Origin of the sequence: Polyangium sorediatum, from assembly GCF_029946465.1 — a bacterium.
Classification (GTDB): domain Bacteria; phylum Myxococcota_A; class Polyangia; order Polyangiales; family Polyangiaceae; genus Polyangium; species Polyangium fumosum.
Genome location: NZ_JARZHI010000004.1, coordinates 258,540 through 276,712, shown reverse-complemented (window position 1 = coordinate 276,712; position 18,173 = coordinate 258,540). Strand labels below are relative to the sequence as shown.

Here is an 18,173-nt window from a genome sequence, read left to right as displayed (position 1 = left end):
AGAGTTACCCGGCGGCGAGGCGATAGCCGCCGTCCCCGGTGCGCAAGACGCGCCCCTCGCGCTCGAGCTTCACGAGGTGCGCTTCGAGGCTCATCCGCGCAAGGGGCCAGAGCAGAGGCGGCGTATCGGCGTAGGCGACGGGCAGGAGCGCGTCGAGGTTCGCGCCCTCGGCAGGCATCGGGGCAAAGGCCGCGACGACCTTGGCCTCGCGCGCGAGGCGATGCGCGATGTACCGGCGGAAGAGCGTGGTCGGCTCATCGATGGGATCGCCGTGCGCGGGGAGCGCGACCGCAGCGGACAACCCCGCGAGGCGATCGAGCTGCGCGAGGTACTCGATCATGTCGCCGTCCACGGGCTCGATGAGGATCGTGCCCTCGCTCGCGACCATGTCGCCGACGACCGCGGTGCCCGTGTCCTCGTCGAAGAGGCAGACGTGACCCGGCGCGTGGCCCGGGGTGTGGAGCACGCGGAGCGGCATGGGGTGCGGCCCATCGAGCACGATCCGCTCGCCGTCCTCGATGTGGCGATCGACGCGCGCCTCCCCGGCGAGGCGCGCGGCCGTCTCGCGATGCGCGAGCAGCGGCAGGCGCAGCTCGTTCGCGAAGAACCAGGCGCCGCCCACGTGATCGACGTGATGATGCGTGAGGACGATGCCGATGGGGTGACGGCCGCGGCTCGAAAGGGAGCGCGCCCACGCGAGCCACGCGCGCCGCTCGTCGTCGAACGGCGTCGCGGGCTCGATGAGCAGCACCTCCCGCTCGCCCAGCGCGTAGCTGTTCGTGTGGGTGGCGGGAGGCAAGGTGGGCGTGAGCGCGGGAAAACGCTCGACGCCCAGCGTGACGCGCCACGGCCGCCCCATGGCCCTACCGCTCGAGCACGACGGCGAGCGCCTCGCCGCCGCCGATGCACAACGTCGCGAGGCCGCGTTTGTCGCCGCGATCCTTCATGGCGTGGATCAGCGTGGTGAGCATGCGCGCGCCCGTGGCGCCGATGGGGTGGCCGAGCGCGACGGCGCCGCCGCGCACGTTGACGCGGGCGTTGTCGATGCCGACGAGCTTGTTCACGGCCAGCGTGACCACGGCGAAGGCCTCGTTGATCTCCCAGACGTCGATCTGCTCCTTCGTGAGCTTGGTCCGCGCGAGCGTGTTCTCGACGGCGGCCGCGGGCGCGGTCGTGAACCACTCCGGCTCCTGGGCGGCGCCGCCGTAGCCGGCGATCCGCGCGAGCGGCTCGAGGCCGAGCTCCTTCACGGCCTTCTCGCTGGCGAGCACGAGCGCGGAGGCGCCGTCGTTGATCGACGAGGCGTTCGCCGCGGTGATGGTCCCGTCCTTCTGGAACGCGGGCTTGAGCGTGCCGATCTTGTCGGGCCGAGCGGCCGGCGGGCCCTCGTCGAGCTTCACGACCACGGCGTCGCCCTTCTTCTGCGGCACGTTCACGGGCACGATCTCCGCGTCGAAGAGGCCTTCCTTCTGCGCGGCGAGGGCGCGGCGGAAGCTCTCCTTGGCGAACTCGTCCTGGGCCTCGCGCGAGAACTCGTACTTCTTGGCACACAACTCGCCGGCGTTGCCCATGTGGAAGTTGCCGTAGGGATCCCACAGGCCGTCGTGGATCATGCCGTCGACGATCTTGTTGTCGCCCATGCGGTAGCCGCTGCGCGCCTGCGTGAGGTAGTACGGCACGTTCGACATCGACTCCATGCCGCCCGCGACCACGATCTCCGCGTCGCCGAGCGCGATGCTCTTGGCGCCGAGGATCACGGCCTGCATGCCCGATCCGCAGACCTTGCCGACGGTCGTCGCCGGAACGTTCTTGGGGATGTTCGCGTAGATCGCGGCCTGGCGCGCGGGGGCCTGGCCGACGCCGGCGCCGAGCACATTGCCCATGAAGACCTCACCGACGCGGTCGGCCGGGACCTTCGCGCGCACGAGCGCGGCCTCGATGGCAGCGGCGCCGAGACGCGGGGCGGGGAGGGCGGAGAGGGCGCCGAGGAAGGCGCCGATGGGCGTGCGGGCGGCGCCGACGATGTACACGGGAACGGGCAAGGTCATCGCATCCTCCGGGAGCTCGGGCGCAACGTAGCGCGCGCCCCGGAGAAGCGAACTACTCCAACATGTTGCACTGCACAAGCGACGCGTCCCGATCGGCCTCGAGGGCCTTGGCGAGCAGGCGCCTGCCACGATGGAGACGGCTCATGACGGTGCCCACGGGCACACCGAGCTTCTCGGCAGCGTCCTTGTAGGTCATCTCCTGGAGGTCCACGAGGATGAGCGCCTCGCGATACACCTCCTGGATGGCTTCGAGCGCGCGGAGGGTCGGCGGCGAGAGCGCGGTCATCTCGGAGACCGCGGGCGCGGCCGTCCACGCGTTCGGGTCGGAATAGAGGACGTCGAGGGCGCGGCGCTCGCGGCGGTTTCGGCGGCACTTCGTGATGAAGACGCTGAAGAGGATCTGGTGGACCCACGCCTTCAGGTTCGTGCCGGGGCGGTACTGGTTCTCGAAGCGGAGGGCGCGCTCGACGGTGTCCTGCACGAGGTCCTCGGCGAGGGCGCTGGAGCGCGACATGCGGAGGGCGCGGCCGAAGAGCTCGGGGGCCAGCGCGGCGACACCTCGGCGGAGCTCCTCGATCGAGTTGGCCTGGGGGTTTGGGGGCGTAGCTCGGCTCGTCCGAGCGAAGCCCCCAAGCGTAGACCGCGACTTCGAGGGGACGGGCGTGGTGGCGAGGGCCTGAGCGAACATGGCGACGTGACCTCCTGGTGCTCGGGTCCTTTCGCAAGGCGGGTGCCCAGGCGTGGCACGTTCTAAGTGATTGGAATCATTGTGGCGCCACGGGGCCTGTGTCCCCCCGGCGTGTCAAATCGACACCGGGGCGTGTCCAGGCGCCAACCTGGCGTGGGAAGGCGGGGGATCGTTCGGGCGTACGGCCGCCCTTCAGCTCGCGAGCGGATCCGCGCCCCGGGCCAGGGCGGCGAGGATCTGCGGGACGAGGTCCGGGATCTCGCCGGCGAAGAGGCCACGATCGCAGCCGGTGCGGGCGCGCCACAGATCGCCGGCGAGCGCGTGCACGAGGACCCCCGCGCAGGCCGCTTCGTCGGCCGACATGCTGCACGCGAACGCCGCGATGAGGCCGGTCAGGACGTCGCCCGAGCCAGCCGTGGCGAGGGCCGGGTTGCCTGCCATGCAGATGAACAGGCGCCCCTCGGGCGTGGCGATGATCGTGCGGGCGCCCTTGAGGATGACCGTGGCGTTCGTGCGCGCGACGGCCTCGCGCACGGCGCCGAAGCGGTCCTGCTCGATCGCGGCGCCGCTGCGACCGAGGAGGCGGCCGAGCTCACCCGGGTGCGGCGTGAGGACGAGGCGGCCTTTGGCTTGCGCGAGCGACTCGGGGCGGCCCGCGAAGTGCGTGATGGCGTCGGCGTCGACGACCTTGAAGCCGTCCCAGCCGAGCACGACGTGATCCACGGCCGCGCGCGCCTCCGGGCCGAGGCCGAAGCCAGGGCCGATGGCCACGGTGCGGCGGCCGGCGAGCGCGGCGTCGAGCGAAGGGCCGATGCGGGTCGGGTCGATCCGTGTCGTCATCACTTCGACGACGCGTGATTCGAGCGACGTCGCGGCCTCGGGCCAGGTGCCGATCGTGACGAGGCCGGCGCCCGCGCGCATGGCGGCCCGCGCCGTCAGCAACGAGGCGCCGAGCTTGCCGGGCGAGCCCGCGACGACGAGCACGTCGCCGGCCTTGTGCTTGTGGACGCTCGCCTCGCGGGGCGCGAAGTACGAGCCGACGGTCTCGCGGCGGATGACCTCGGCGACGAAGCCGACGTGCGTGAGGATCGGCGGGTCGGGCACGCCGAGGTCGACGACGTGCACGTTGCCCGCGAGGCGCGCGCCCTCGGGCGTGAGCATGCCGATCTTGAGGTGGCCGAAGGTGACGGTGTCGTCGGCGCGCACCGCGATGCCGAGCGGCGCGCCGCTGTCGGCGTCGAGCCCCGAGGGGATGTCGAGCGCGACGCAGCGCGCGGCCGCGTCGTTGAGCACGGCGATCACGTCGGCGAGGTGGCCGGTGATCGGCCTGTCGAGGCCCGTGCCGAAGAGGGCGTCGATGACGAAGTCGGCGCGCGTGAGGGCCGTGTGCAACGGGCCGAGGCCCGCGCCCTCGGGCAGCTCGAAGAAGCGGCCGCCGAGGTCGATGTAGGCGTCGTGGTTGATGCGCGCGTCGCCCATCACCTTCTCGCTCTTGCCGGCGAGGTAGACCTCGACCTCGGCGCCGCGCGCGTAGAGGTGGCGCGCCACGACGAACCCGTCGCCGCCGTTGTTGCCCGTGCCGCAGACGACGACGACGCGCGCTTCGAGCGGATACGTCGCGGGCTGGCCGGGGCTCTGCACGTGGCGGACCGGGAAGGAGCGGGCGCGGGCGGAGATCGCGTCGGCCTCGCGGCTCGGCGTGTGCCGGCGGCGCGCCTCGATCATCGCGGAGAGGACGTCCGCCGCGCCGCGGCCGGCGTTCTCCATGAGGACGACGCCGGGCACGTGGCAGGTCTCGATCGCGTACTTGTCGAACGCGCGCATCTGGGCGCGCGTGAGCACGGGGATCATCGGGACCGACCCCGGGCGTTGTCAGCGTTCGGGGGCTCCGCTCCGGCAAGCGGAGCTCTGCCCCCGAGCCCCCGATCGACGGCCCTTCGAAGGTCCCGCACGGCGCGATCGAGCCCGAAGAAGACGGCGTCGGCGATGACCGAGTGGCCGATGTTCACCTCGACGATGTCGGGGATCGCCACGACGGGCCCGACGTTGTGGCGGGTCAGCCCATGGCCAGCGGCGATCTCCAGGCCGAGCGCCGCGCCGCGGGCCGCGGCGCGCTTCAGCCGGTCGAGCTCGTGCTCGGCTTGCTCGCCCGAGGCGTGGCAGTACTCGCCCGTGTGCAGCTCGATCTGCGCGACGCCGAGCGCCGCGGAGGCCTCGACCATGGCCTCGTCCGCGCCGATGAACAGGCTCACCTTGATCCCGCGCTCCTTGGCCATCTTCACGGCGGCCTCGACGCCCGCGCGTTGCCCGATCACGTCGAGCCCGCCTTCGGTCGTGCGCTCCTCGCGGCGCTCGGGGACGAGCGTGATCACGTCGGGACGCACCCGCGACGCGATGCCGATCATCTCCTCGGTCACGGCCATCTCCAGGTTCAGGAGCGTCTGGACCGAGGCGCGCAGCCGCGTGACGTCGTCGTCGGTGATGTGACGCCGATCCTCGCGCAGGTGCGCGGTGATGCCGTCGGCGCCGGCCGCTTCGCAGAGGCCCGCGGCGAAGACGGGATCGGGGTAACGCGTGCCCCGCGCGTTTCGCACGGTGGCGACGTGATCGATGTTGATGTGCAGCCGAACCGCCATGGGGCGGGACTCTACGACGAACACGCGCAAGGTCGAAGCACGCGCACGAACGAAGCGCACCGAAGCGCGGGCAAGCGCGGGCGGACGCGGAACGAGGTTCCAGGTCGAAGCGCTCGGGACAGCAGAACCAGGGACACGGCATCGGACGGCGTGCGATCGATCACATCGTGACGCGGGCCCGAACTCGGCTCGACCCGCAGGGTGCTGCACGAGCGCGGCATCACCGTCGCGTTTGCCCACGGAGGCGAGAGAGGCTCCGTGGGGCGTCGTCCCTCGACAGTTCTTTTGTACACAAATAAAAAGTAGTTCACGATCGGCCGTGATCTCTTGAATCGAGGCGCGTGAGCGCTACTTCTCGAAGGATGCAGGACGCGCACGCCTTCCTTCAGACCCTCGCGACCGTGCTCGGCGTCGCGGCGATCACGACGGTCGTTTTTCAGCGAATCCGGCAGCCGGTCGTCCTCGGATACATCATCGCCGGCCTCGTCGTCGGGCCTCACCTGCCCCTGCCGCTGAACGCCGACACGAGCACGGTCCAGACCCTCTCCGAGCTCGGCGTCATCCTGCTGATGTTCGCGATCGGCCTCGAGCTCAACATCGAGAAGCTCGTGCGCGTCGCGCCCACCGCGGGCGTCATCGCGGTCATCCAGGTCGCGCTCATGATGTGCGCCGGCGTCGTCGTGGGTCGCGCCTTCGGCTGGACGCAGATCGAGAGCATCTTCGCGGGCGCCGCGATCGCCATCTCCAGCACGACGATCATCGCCAAGGTCTTCGACGAGATGAAGATCGACCCGCGCCTCCGCGAGCTCGTCTACGGCGTCCTCATCGTCGAGGACATCCTCGCGATCCTGCTGCTCGCCGTGATGACCACCGTCGCGACCGGCAGCGGCCTCGACGCGACCACGCTCCTGCTCACGACCGGCAAGCTCGTCGGGTTCCTCGTCGTCATGGTCGTCGCCGGCCTGCTCATCGTGCCCAGGCTCATGCGGTACGTCGTGCGGCTCGGCAGGCCCGAGACGACCATCGTCACCAGCATCGGGATCTGCTTCGGCTTCGCGCACGCCTGCGCCGCCATGCATTACTCGGTGGCGCTCGGCGCGTTCGTCGCGGGCGTGCTCATCTCGGAGTCCGGCGAAGGGCACACCGTCGAGCACCTGATCGTCCCCATCCGCGACATGTTCGCGGCCATCTTCTTCGTATCGGTCGGCATGCTCATCGAGCCTTCGCTCGTGCTCGAGAACTGGGTCGCGGTCCTCGTCCTCTCGGTCGTGGTCGTCGTCGGCAAGGTCGTCGGCGTGGGGCTCGGTGGCATCGTGACGGGCTGCGGGATCCGCACGAGCGCACAGGCGGGCCTCAGCCTCTCCCAGATCGGCGAGTTCTCGTTCATCATCGTGGGCCTCGGCTCCACGCTCGGCGCGACGCGCCCGTTCCTCTTCGCGGTCGCCGTCGCGGTCTCCGCGATCACGACGCTGACGACGCCCGCGTTGATCCGTCGCTCGGAAGGCGCCGCGCGTTTCGTCGAGGACCATGTCCCTCGCAGGATCGGCACCTTCATCACGCTCTACAGCGCGTGGATCGAGCGCGTGCGCACGGCGCCCGCTGCCGCGACGACAGGCGCACGGCTGCGACGCCTGGGCGTGCTGCTCGTGCTCGACGCCGCCTTCCTCGTGGCGCTCCTCGTCGGCGGCGGGCTCTTGCACGAGCGCATCCAGCACGCAGCCGCCTCGTCCCTCGGGCTGAGCGAGGGCGCCTCGCAGGTGCTCGTCTTCGCCGCAGCCGCGCTCGTCGTATTGCCGTTCGTCTTCGGGATCGTCCGCCTGACGCGCGCGATCGGCCTCACGGTCGCGGGCGACACGAAGATCGGTCGTCCCGTCGCGCTCGTCGTGCAGCTCGGCCTCCTCGTGGCAACCGCAGCCGCCTCGGTCACAGCCGTCGAGCCCTTCGTGCCCCCGGGCGTCGGCATGTTGCTCCTCGTGGCGATCGCCTTCATCGCGATCGTCTCGTTCTGGCGAAACGCCCGGCAATTCGAGCTCGAGGTGCAAGCCGGAGGGACCGTCGTGCTCGACGTGCTCAAATCAAAGCTCGCCGGCGAGGCGACAGCGCACGCAGCGCATGGAGAAGGTCACGCCGCGGCGCCGCCCCCCGCTCCGAACGACGCGCCCTCGCTGCTCCTCGGTCTCGGCGCGCCGCGTCTCTTGCGCATCGCCCCCGGGAGCACGGCCGTCGGGCGAACCCTGGGCGAGCTCGACCTACGGGCCAAGACCGGCGCTGCGATCCTCGCGATCGTGCGCGACGGCAAACCCTCGATGATGCCCGGCCCGAAGGATCAGCTCGAGGAGGGCGACATCGTCGCCGCCGTCGGCTCGGAGGAGTCCCTTTCGAGCGCGGAGGCCTTGTTCACGGCACTGGAGGGGGACGTGCAGCCCGCGTGAGCCGCTCGCGCCGGGGCGCTGCCCCGGACCCCGCGGGGGCTGTCCGCCCCTCGACCCGGACCAGGCACGGCCTGGACCGGGGGTGGAAGAACTGCGCGGTGCGCAGTTCTTCCAACGGGCCGGTGGCAAGACCATGGGGGTGGGTCTCAAGTGGGCGGCGCGCACGCTGCCCGTTGAACCTGCAGCGCCGCGGTCATGGCTGGCGGCGTCGTCGCCCGTCTTGACCCTGGCTGTTCGATGAACTGCGCGAAGCGCAGTTCATCGACCCCGAGTCCAGCGCTTGCGCTGGTCCGGGTCCAGGGGTGGACAACCCCTGGTCGGGGTCCGGGGTGAAACCCCAGCGCAACGCCTTCGACCCGCTGCCTCAGCGCGCCACGGCCGCGTTGCTGGCCTGGACGAGCAGATCCTGGATGTGCTGCACGAGCTTGGCCGGGTCGACCACGACGCCCTCGGCGAGCAACGCTTGCTCGTAGAGCAGCTCGGACCAGAGCTTGATGGGCTCTGCGCTCGGGTCCTTCTCGGCGAGCGCGCTCAGGTTCTTCACGATGGGGCTCTCGGGGTTGAGCTCCAGGATGCGCTTCGCCTGGGGCGCGTCCTCGCCCATCATGCGCATGATCCGCTCCATGTTGACGCCGAGATCGCCTTCGGCAGCGACCAGGCAGCTCGCGCTGTCGGTCAGGCGGCGTGAGGCGCGCACGTCCTTCACCCGCTCGCCGAGCGTGGCCTTCACGGCGAAGACGGCGCTCTTGATCTGCTCGTTCGCCTTCTCGTCGGCCTTCTCGTCCTTCTCGCCGAGATCGATGTCGCCGTGCGCGATGCTGCGCAGCCGGCGCTTTTCGTACTCGTTCAGGGTCTGCACGACCCACTCGTCGACGGGCTCCGTCATGAAAAGGACGTCGTAGCCGCGCTTCTTGAAGGCCTCGACGTGCGGGCTCTTCTCCAGCCCGCGGCGGCTCGTACCCGTCAGGTAGTAGATCTCCTTCTGCGACTCCGGCATCGCCGCGACGTACTGCTTCAGCGAGATGAGCTCCGCCTCCGGCGTGTTCATCGAGCCGAACCGGCAGAGGTCCGCGATCGCGTCCTTGTTCTTCCAGTCGACCGACACGCCCTCCTTGAGGACCTTGCCGAACTCGCTCCAGACCTTCTTGTACGTCTCGGGCTCGCTCTCCGAGAGCTCCTTCAGGCCCTTGAGAACTTGCTTCGTGATCTGCGTCTCGATCTGCTTCAGGGCCTTGTCCTCCTGGAGCATCTCGCGCGAGACGTTGAGCGAGAGGTCCTCGGAGTCGACCACGCCGCGCAGGAAACGCAGGTAGATCGGCGCGACCTTGTCGCAGTCCTCGACGATGAGCACCCGCTTCGCGTAGAGGCGGATGGCGCGGCGATCCCGCTGGAAGAGGTCCGGCGGCGCCTTCTCGGGCACGTAGAGCAGCGCCTGGAACTGCACGGGCGCGTCGATCGAGACGTGCAGGTGCCAGAGCGGCTTTTCGCCCTCGTAGCCGCCCGTCACGTGCCGGAAGAACTCGGCGTGTTGCTCCTCCGTCACCTGCGACTTCGGCAGCGACCAGAGCGCCGCCTTGCGGTTCGAGACCTCGCCGTTCACCGAGATAGGGAAGTGCACGAAGTCCGAGTATTTGCGGATGATCTCCTTGATCCGGTAGGCCTTCGTGTACTCGCGCGCGTCCTCCTTGAGGTGCAGCGTGATCTTCGTCCCGGGGTGCGCGCGCTCGCCCGTCGCGACGGTGAACGTGCCGGATCCCCCGGAGCGCCAGAGCACGGGCTCGGCCTCGGGGAGCATGGATCGCGTCTCCACGTCGACCCGCGCGGCGACCATGAACGCCGCGTAGAAGCCCACGCCGAACTGGCCGATGAGCTTGACCGCGCCGTCCTTGTCCTGACTCGCGCGCAGGGCCTCGGCGTGCGACTTGAGGAACTCGAGCGAGCCGCTCTTCGCGATGGTGCCGAGGTTCTGGACGACCTCGTCGCGCGTCATGCCGACGCCGTTGTCCTCGATGACGATCGTGCGGGCCTCGTCGTCGAGCTGGATCGAGATCGCGGGCTCACCTTCCTGCTCGGTCACGTCCTTGCGCGTGAGGCCGAGGAAGCGGGCCTTGTCGAGCGCGTCGGAGGCGTTCGACACGAGCTCGCGCAGGAAGACCTCCTGGTTCGCGTAGAGCGAGTTGATGACGAGGGAGAGGACCTGCTGCACCTCCGCCTGGAACGGCATCTCCACGGCGGGAGGAGACACGGCCGGCGGCGCTTCGGGGGTCGGGGGGGCTTCTTGGGTCATGGCGACGACGAAATGGATCCGGTTTTTGGAAATGCAATCCCCCTCCCCGCACGAAATGAGGCGCTGCTAGAGTCCCTCGCGTGTTCCCGACCGAACGACCCCGCAGGCTCCGCCGCTCGCCCGCGATCCGGAGCCTGGTCCGCGAGACCTCCCTCGCCCCCTCGGACTTCATCCTGCCCCTCTTCTTCCACGAGGTGCTGGACGAACCCCGCCCCATCTCGACGATGCCGGGCGTCTTCCAGCTCCCGGTCGCCGCGGCCGCCGAGCAGGCGCGGCAAGCGCGCGCCCTCGGGCTCGGCGGGGTCATCCTGTTCGGCTTGCCCCGGACCAAGGACGCGAGCGGCTCGTCCGCCTACGATCCGAACGGCCCGGTGCCGCGCGCGGTCGCGGCCCTGAAAGACGCCGCGCCGGACCTCCTGGTGATCACGGACGTCTGCGTCGACGAGTACACCGAGCATGGGCATTGCGGGATCCTGAAGCCGGGCCCGCGCGGCGAGCTCGAGGTCGACAACGACGCGACGCTGGAGGTCCTGGCGAAGGCGGCGGTCGTGCATGCGGCGGCGGGCGCGGACATCGTGGCGCCGAGCGACATGATGGACGGGCGCGTGGGCGCGATCCGCCGCGCGCTCGACGGCGAGGGGCACGAGGGCACGGCGATCCTGTCGTACGCGGTGAAGTACGCGTCGAGCTTCTACGGGCCCTTCCGCGAGGCCGCGGACTGCGCGCCGAAGTTCGGCGATCGCGCGGGCTACCAGATGGATCCGGCGAACACGCGCGAGGCGCTGCGCGAGGCGCGGCTCGACGAGGAGGAAGGCGCGGATCTCCTGATGGTGAAGCCCGCCCTGCCCTACCTCGACGTGATCGCGAAGGTGCGCGCAGCGTCGCCGCTGCCGCTCGGCGCGTACAACGTGAGCGGCGAGTACGCGATGATCAAAGCCGCGTCGGCCGCGGGGATGATCGACGAGAAGCGCGCGGTGCTGGAGCTCCTGACGTCGATCCGGCGCGCGGGGGCGGACTTCATCCTGACCTACCACGCCGTGGACGCGGCGCGCTGGTTGGGCTGATGGGCCGCGCGACACGCTGGGGGATCGTCGCGGCCGCGCTCGCGCTCGTGGGCTCGAGCGGCTGCAACGCGATCAACTCGATCGGCCCGAACTGCGACCGCTCCACCGAGACCAACACGCCCGTCCGGTACACGGAGGGCACGGTGGAGCACGGCGTCTACATGAGCGCGCCGTGGAACGGGGAGCTGCTCTGGTTCCCCGCGGGGATGCGGTACGAGCTCGAACACGGGCTCGGCGAAGTGCCGCGGTTCGTGGACATCTGGCTGTCGTTCAAGAAGTGCGGGACGGGCGAGAGCACCATCGCGCCCGCGGCGGGCAACCAGGCGGAGCTGCGCACGGTCGACACGAACAAGCTCGTGATCGTGAACGGGAGCTGCGTGGACTACTGGCTGCTCGTGGTGGCGGGGACCGGCGACGGAGAGCCGAACCCGCCGGCGGATCCGGACGCGATGCCGCATGGGAGTTGCCCGGTCGAGGATGCGGGGATGTGAGGGACGACCCGCCCTCGCGGAACGACGACCCGCCCTCGCGGAACGACATCCCGCCCTCGCAGAACGACTCCCCGCCCTCGCGGAACGACTCCCCGCCCTCGCGGAACGACTCCCCGCCCTCGCGGAACGACTCCCCGCCCTCGCGGAACGACATCCCGCCTTCGCGGAACGACTCCCCGCCCTCGCGGAGCGACTCCCCGCCCTCGCGGAACGACATCCCGCCTTCGCGGAACGACATCCCGCCTTCGCGGAACGACATCCCGCCCTCGCGGAACGACTCCCCGCCCTCGCGGAACGACTCCCCGCCCTCGCGGAACGCCTACTCCGCGGCGTGCGCCTCGGTCCGGCTGAACTGGAGCTGGTAGAGGCGCGCGTACGCCCCGCCCTGCGCGAGCAGCGTCTCGTGGCTGCCCTGCTCGACGACGCGTCCCTTGTGGAAGACGACGATGCGATCGACCGCGCGGATCGTGGAAAGCCGGTGCGCGATGATGAGCGCGGTGCGCCCCTGCATCGCAGCCCATACGGCCTTCTGCAGGCGCGCCTCGGTGTCGCTGTCGATGTTCGCCGTCGCCTCGTCGAGCACGAGGATCGGCGGGTCGCGGTAGAGCGCGCGCGCGAACGCGATGAGCTGGCGCTCGCCCGCCGAGAAGTTCGATCCGCGCTCCTCGACCTTGGCTTCGAGCCCGCCCTCGCGACGCTCGAAGAGATCGAGCGCGCCGATCCGCTCCAGCGCGCGGACGACACGCGCCCGGTCGACCTCGACGTCGCCGGCCGCGATGTTGCTCGCGATCGTGCCGGGGAAGAGGAAGACCTCCTGGGGCACCACCGCAAAACTCTTGCGAAGCTCGTCGCGCGGCGCGTTCCGCACGTCGCGGCCGAAGACACGCACCGAGCCCTGCTTCGCTTCGTAGAGGCGCAGGAGCAGCGACGCGACCGTCGTCTTGCCCGCGCCCGTCGCGCCGACGAGCGCGATCTTCTCGCCTTTGCCCGCGTGGATCGAGACGTCGCGGAGGATGGGCACGCCGGGCTTGTACTCGAAGTCGACGTGATCAAGCTCGAACGCGATCGTGTCGTCCTTCTTCTCGGCCTGCCCCTCGGCGGCAGCCGCGGGCACCGGCGCGTCCTCGTCCTTGTTGTCGAGGAGCTGGAAGATGCGCTCCGCGCCGGCCAGCGCCGACTGGAGCTGCGTCATGCGCGCCGAGAGGTCGCGGATCGGGATGAAGAACATCTCGATGTACGCGACGAACGTGACGAGCGTGCCGAACGAGACACGATCCGAGAGCGAACGGACGCCCGCGTACCAGAGCACGGCCGCGATGCAGAGGCTCTGCACGAGCTCGATCGCCGCGTCGAGCGCCGCATCGAAGACGATCGAGCGGTTGTTCGCCTGCCGGTACGCCTCGTTGATGTCGTCGAACTCGAGCGCGCTCTGCTCCTCACGCGCGTAGGCCTGCACCACGGCCATGCCCGAGATCTGCTCGTTCAAGTACGCGTTCATGCGCGCCGTCTTGACGCGGATCTCGCGGAACGCGTCGCGGATCCGGCGCCGCGTCCACATGACGCCGAGCGCGACCGGCGGGACCGCGACGAACGTGATCAGCGCGAGCTGCCAGTCGCGGCGCAACATGACCACGATGATGAGGACGAGGCGCACGAGATCGCCGATCGCGTTCAACGTGCCCGAGGCGAACATCTCGTTGATCGCGTCGACGTCGTTCGTGACACGCGTGACGAGCCGACCGACGGGCGTGCGATCGAAGAAGCCGAGCTTGCGCGTGTGCAGGAAGCGGAAGACGTGCGCGCGCAGGTCCCCCGACGCGCGCGCGCCCGCGAGCTGCATGAGGTAGACCTGCGGGAACGCGATCGACTGCTCGACGAGCTTCAAGACGAGGATGAGGGCGCCCATCTGCATGAGCGTCCGCGCCGCGTCGGGATGCTCGAACGCGTCGAACGTGCGCCCCATCAGCCACGGCTGGAGCACGGCGAGGCCCGAGCCGAGGAGGAGCAGCACGAGCGAGAGGACGAGCCACTTCGCGTGCGGCCGCATGAACGGCCAGAGCCCCGCGAGGATGTTCGCGTCGAGGCCCTCGCCGAGGCGGTCCTCCTCGTGGAAGCGCGCGAGCGCCGTCTCGGCCCGGGTCTTGCCGGGCGCCGCCGCCTTCGCGCCGTTCGCCTTGGGATCCACAGACAAGGTCGTCATGCGGGCACGGCCTCCGGCGAGGGCATCGAGGAAGGCAGGTCTTCGGCGCCGAACGCAGCGAGCTTCTCCTCGATCTCCTGCTCCTCGGCGAACGACGCGTAGAGGCCGCCGGCCGCCACGAGCTCCTCGTGCGAGCCTTCCTCCACGACGCGCCCGTGTTCGAGCACGATGATGCGATCACAGCGCTTCGCCGCGGCGACGCGGTGGGTGATCAGGACGAGCGTGCGGCGCGCAGCTTGGCGCTCGATGGCGCCGAGGATCGCGGCCTCGGTCTTCGCGTCGACCGCGGACATCGGGTCGTCGAGGACGAGGACCTTGGGCTCGCGCAGAAGCGCGCGTGCGAGCGCGACGCGCTGCCGCTGGCCGCCCGAGAGCTGCACGCCGCGCTCACCGACGACCGTGTCGAAGCCGTCCGGCAAGGACTCGATCTCCTGGAGCACGCCCGCCTCGGTCGCGGCCGCACGGATCTTCTCCATCGCCTCCGGCGAGTCCTGCTCTTCGAGCGAGTAGCCGATGTTCTGCGCGACGGTCGTCGAGAAGAGGAACGCGTCCTGCTGCGCGTAGCCGATGCTCTCGCGCACGACCTCGAGCGGCAGCTCGCAGATGTCCTTGCCGTCGAGGAAGACCGTTCCGCGCGGCGTCGGCAAGAGCCGCGGCAGGAGCGTGGCGAGCGTGCTCTTGCCCGATCCCGTGCGCCCCAGGATCGCGAGGGATCCGCCCGCGGGGATGTCGAACCGGACGTCGTCGAGGACCTTCCGCTCCCCGTGGGCAAACGCGAGGCCCTCGACGCGCAGCGCGCCAGAGACGGCCTCGGGCGCGGGGAGCGCGCCGCTCACGACCTCGGGCACGGCGTCGAAGATCGCCTTGAGGCGCACGTAACTCGCCCGGCCGCGGGCCACGATCGCAGTCACGAAGCCGAGCGCGAGCATCGGCCAGATGAGGCGGCCGAGCGCGGTCCAGAACGAGATGAACGCGCCCTTCGTGATGTCCCCCTGGAGCACGAGCGAGCCGCCGTACCAGAAGACGATGAGCGTCCCCGCCGCGAGGATCGCGCCCATGATGGGCTGCATCGATCCGCGGATGCGCGCGAGCACGAGGTTCTTCTCGACGTAGTCCCGGTTCGCTCGCTCGAACGTGGCGATCTCCGCCTCTTCGAGCGCGAAGCTCCGCACCACGCGGACCCCCGCGAGGCTCGCGAGGACGCGGTCGCTCATCTTGCCGAGCGCCTCCTGGTTCTCGCGCATGCGCTGGAACATCTTCCCCGAGAAGGTGCGCGTGGTCAGCATGAGCACGGGGAACGTCACGAGCGCCGCGAGCGTGAGCTTCCCGCTCACGCGCACCATGACGTAGAGCGCACTCGCGAGCGCGAGGAGCGAGTTGACCACGTTGAGGATGCCGAAGCCGAGGAGGAGGCGGACCTGCTGGAGGTCGCTCGTCGAGCGGCTCATGATCTCGCCCGTGGGCATGCGCCGGAAGAACGCGGGGCCGAGCTTGTGCAGCCGCGCGAGCAGGGCCGCGCGCAGCTCGTACTCGACGTTCCTGCCGCCCGTGAACATCGTCCAGCGCGAGAGGACACGCACGACCGCGGCCATGACGACCACGCCCAGCATGAGCAGCGCATCCTGCGCCGCGTCGCTCGAGCGGAGCTGCTCGGCCGCGTCGACGGCGTCCCTCACGAGGAAGTCACGCTTCACCATGAGGAGCTGCTGCGCCGCGAGGAGGACCGCGCCGCTCAGATAGAGCCAGATGTTGCGGCGGAACTGAGCGCCGAGCCCTGTGGGGAACTCGGAGGGTGCGGCCTTTTGCATCAGCGCGCTTTGCGGGGCATCGGGGCCGTGGGCCGCCGGTGGGAGCTCTGGATCGCCGGTCGCTCGCGCCCCTCGGGGACGAGCGCGAGATCCGTCACCTCGATCCGCGTCGACAAGAGGCCGAGCAGCACACGCGCGCCGCCGCGTCCGTCGAGCTCGCCGACGATGCCGATCTTGTCCACGAACGCGCCGCTCAAGACACGCACGCGCGCGCCCTTTTCCATCGTGGTCGGCGCCGACGCGCTCGTGTTGCTCGAAGCCACGGGCGCAGGCGCCGAGGCCGCAGGCGTGGGCGCCACGCGAGGCGGCGCGGGCGTCTGCTCGCGCTCACGCGGCGCAGCCGGTGCTTGAGGAGCCTTCGCTTCTTGCGGCTTTCCGCCGCGCCGATCGCGATCGCCCTCGGCCTTCTGGCTCGGCTTGAACAACGTGTCGAGCGAGGGCTTGCGCGGCGCGCCATGCCCCGCACGCGCGCCAAACCCGAACGGGAGCGAAGACACGCGCGGCCCCTCGGCCTCGCCACGCGCCTTCGCCTCGGCGAGGGATCGCTCCCGCGCAGCGGCTTGCTCGGCTTGCCACTTCTCGGTCTGCGCCGAAGCCTCCGCGTGCGTCCGGGCCCGCTCGCGCTCGATGCCTTCGAGGCGCCGATCGAGCGCGATGTGATCGTTCTGCCGCGACCAAGCGACGAGCGTGTAGATCGGCGCGAGCGCGAGGAGCGCATCCTCGAGCTGCTCGTCGAGGATCTCCGCATGCTCCAGCGCGACCTCGCGCGGCACGGCCCATCCAATCCAGAGCGGCACCTGCCCCTCGGCCGCGCGCTCCAGCATCGCCTCGATCGCCTCCGGCGTCGCCGCGCTTGCAGCCACGCGATCCGCGCCGACGCCCACCGCGAACTGCTCGGGGAGCGCGCGCAGCGCGGCCGTGAGCTCGGCGGCGAGCGCCGTCGGTCCGGCCCCCTCCCCCGCATCCTTCGCCGCGAGGCGCGCGCGAAGGTTGTCGATGTCGACCTTCGCCTCAGGATGCACGGCGAAGCAAACCTCGACGCCGTGCGAGGCGATCCGGAGCGCGAGGAACGCATGCCGACCGTACGGGCTCGGATCATCGATCGCAGCCGAGATCGATCGTCCCGCGTCGAGCAGGCGCTCGAGCTCCTCGCGCGCCGCAGCGTCGCGCCAGAAGAAGACCCACTGGCACTCGACGCGTTTCTTGTTGCGCAGGGTCGGATGTTCGTCCGAGCCGTGCACGTCGACCGTGATCCCGAGCTCCGCGAGGCGCGTGATCACGCCGCGCGCCCAGGCAAGCGCGCGCTGCTTCACTTCGAGGCGCGGGCGCGAGTAGGCGTTCGACGTCGACTTCTCCGGGGCATAGGCGTCGAAGTCGCTGTCCGTCAGATGCAAGGGGGCGTGGGTCATCACTCTGCTCGAAGGGCGCTCTTCACAACGTCACGAGGTGCACGCGAACAAGCGTCACGCGCGGTGCGTAGCGAAGGCGGAATGGCGTCGTGGCTCCCCTTGTAGCACTGGCCAAAACGCGGTGATATCCCCTCGCGTCTTCACGCGTCGCGCACAGCCGAGGCGGACCACGGACGGCCCGTGGAAGCGAGGAACGAGCGCCTTGACCCCGAGGGGCTCCATGTCACCTTGCTCTCCACGATCTCCGAGCGCTCGTCCCACAAAGGGCGGGCGTTTTTGCCGTGAAATCAGGGGCGTGCCGAGCACACCACGCGGGCACGCGGGTCCGAGCACCCGCGCCCTTTGCGAAGAGTTTCCGGAGTGTCCATGGAGCAGCATCGAGACGAGCAGATCAACTGCGCGAGCTGCGGCTCGTCGTTCCTCTTTTCCGCCGACGACGCGGCCGCGCGCGCCGAGCGAGGGCTTTCGTCCCCGCCAACGCTGTGCAAGCCCTGCTGGCGCGAGAAGCGATCGAAGAGCACGAGCCGCAGCGAGGGCCCAGCCCGCAGCGCTCCACGCGGGCGCGAAGGCCGAAGGCACGATCCCCCCGCGCGCCCCGGCCGATACACGGGCGACGTGAACGAATACCGGAGCCCGATGCCCGATCCCCACTTCGCCCTGTACCCATCCTACGGCCGTCCCGCTTCGCCCGCTCCCCGCGGCGGCTTCTCTCCCCGAGGCCAAGCCCCGCGAGACGGCACCCAAGATCGCACGCAGAGCCCGCGCGCCTCCTCCAGCCCGCGTGGCCCGCGCGGTCGTGGTTTCCCAATCACGTGCGCAGCCTGCGGTGTCGCCGCCACGGTTCCCTTCAAGCCAGCCGAAGGCCAGAAGGTGTACTGCCGGGCTTGTTTCCAGGCGGAAAAGCCGTCCTGATTCTCTTGCAAAGGCGCGGAGCCGGGGCGCGGCCCCGGACCCCGCGGGGGCTGTCCGCCCCTCGACCCGGACCAGGCACGGCCTGGACCGGGAATGGAAGAACTGCGCGATGCGCAGTTCTTCCAACGGGCCGGTGGCAAGACCGCGGAGGTGCGTCTCGAGCCGGCGACGGGGCGTTGCCCGTCAAGCCGTCAGGGC

At 70.3% G+C, this 18,173-nt stretch carries 13 protein-coding genes; 4 read left to right on the top strand and 9 right to left on the bottom strand.

All coding sequences use genetic code 11. The annotated features are described in order from the left end of the window. Window positions 1-4: 4 nt before the first annotated feature. The 5 genes from QHF89_RS07270 to QHF89_RS07250 all read right to left on the bottom strand — a co-directional run bounded on the left by QHF89_RS07270 (window position 5) and on the right by QHF89_RS07250 (window position 5,372). Window positions 5-859 carry an MBL fold metallo-hydrolase gene (locus QHF89_RS07270; protein ID WP_136965811.1) on the bottom strand — a complete coding sequence of 285 codons (855 nt, stop codon included), beginning with the start codon at window positions 857-859 and terminating at the stop codon, window positions 5-7. Between the two features lie 4 nt (window positions 860-863). Beyond that, the gene (locus QHF89_RS07265; RefSeq protein ID WP_136965812.1) at window positions 864-2,048 is read right to left on the bottom strand and encodes a thiolase family protein; all 1,185 of its coding nucleotides are present in this window, start codon (window positions 2,046-2,048) and stop codon (window positions 864-866) included. Window positions 2,049-2,100: 52 nt separating this feature from the next. Further along, window positions 2,101-2,736, bottom strand: a complete 636-nt coding sequence (locus QHF89_RS07260; protein WP_136929450.1) for an RNA polymerase sigma factor — start codon at window positions 2,734-2,736, stop codon at window positions 2,101-2,103. Between the two features lie 192 nt (window positions 2,737-2,928). After that, a complete protein-coding gene (locus QHF89_RS07255; RefSeq protein WP_136965813.1) occupies window positions 2,929-4,587 on the bottom strand; it encodes an NAD(P)H-hydrate dehydratase in 1,659 nt (552 codons plus the stop codon). Further along, window positions 4,584-5,372: a pyridoxine 5'-phosphate synthase gene (locus tag QHF89_RS07250; RefSeq protein WP_136965814.1), complete on the bottom strand. Its 789-nt coding sequence runs from the start codon at window positions 5,370-5,372 to the stop codon at window positions 4,584-4,586. The genes QHF89_RS07255 and QHF89_RS07250 overlap by 4 nt, the downstream gene beginning before the upstream one ends. A 362-nt stretch (window positions 5,373-5,734) precedes the next feature. On the opposite strand from QHF89_RS07250, the gene QHF89_RS07245 reads away from it, so the two are divergent. Beyond that, window positions 5,735-7,804 carry a monovalent cation:proton antiporter family protein gene (locus QHF89_RS07245; protein WP_136965815.1) on the top strand — a complete coding sequence of 690 codons (2,070 nt, stop codon included), beginning with the start codon at window positions 5,735-5,737 and terminating at the stop codon, window positions 7,802-7,804. A gap of 364 nt (window positions 7,805-8,168) precedes the next feature. On the opposite strand, the gene htpG is transcribed toward QHF89_RS07245, so the two are convergent. Then, a complete protein-coding gene (gene htpG, locus QHF89_RS07240) occupies window positions 8,169-10,091 on the bottom strand; it encodes a molecular chaperone HtpG (RefSeq protein WP_136965816.1) in 1,923 nt (640 codons plus the stop codon). A gap of 80 nt (window positions 10,092-10,171) precedes the next feature. On the opposite strand from htpG, the gene hemB reads away from it, so the two are divergent. After that, window positions 10,172-11,155 carry a porphobilinogen synthase gene (gene hemB, locus QHF89_RS07235; protein WP_136929443.1) on the top strand — a complete coding sequence of 328 codons (984 nt, stop codon included), beginning with the start codon at window positions 10,172-10,174 and terminating at the stop codon, window positions 11,153-11,155. Further along, complete coding sequence (locus QHF89_RS07230) at window positions 11,155-11,646, top strand: hypothetical protein (protein ID WP_136965817.1); 492 nt, start codon at window positions 11,155-11,157, stop codon at window positions 11,644-11,646. Before hemB ends, QHF89_RS07230 begins: the two co-directional genes overlap by 1 nt. A 319-nt stretch (window positions 11,647-11,965) precedes the next feature. On the opposite strand, the gene QHF89_RS07225 is transcribed toward QHF89_RS07230, so the two are convergent. Genes QHF89_RS07225 through QHF89_RS07215 form a run of 3 tightly spaced genes read right to left on the bottom strand, consistent with a single transcriptional unit; the run spans window position 11,966 to window position 17,063 of the window. Next, complete coding sequence (locus QHF89_RS07225; RefSeq protein WP_136965818.1) at window positions 11,966-13,846, bottom strand: ABC transporter ATP-binding protein; 1,881 nt, start codon at window positions 13,844-13,846, stop codon at window positions 11,966-11,968. Further along, entirely contained in the window at window positions 13,843-15,654 is a 1,812-nt protein-coding gene (locus tag QHF89_RS07220; protein WP_136965819.1) for an ABC transporter ATP-binding protein, read from the bottom strand. Before QHF89_RS07220 ends, QHF89_RS07225 begins: the two co-directional genes overlap by 4 nt. Continuing rightward, complete coding sequence (locus QHF89_RS07215) at window positions 15,654-17,063, bottom strand: KOW domain-containing RNA-binding protein (RefSeq protein ID WP_136965820.1); 1,410 nt, start codon at window positions 17,061-17,063, stop codon at window positions 15,654-15,656. The genes QHF89_RS07220 and QHF89_RS07215 overlap by 1 nt, the downstream gene beginning before the upstream one ends. A gap of 366 nt (window positions 17,064-17,429) precedes the next feature. On the opposite strand from QHF89_RS07215, the gene QHF89_RS07210 reads away from it, so the two are divergent. Continuing rightward, entirely contained in the window at window positions 17,430-17,975 is a 546-nt protein-coding gene (locus tag QHF89_RS07210) for a CxxC-x17-CxxC domain-containing protein (protein WP_136929435.1), read from the top strand. Window positions 17,976-18,173: the final 198 nt, after the last annotated feature.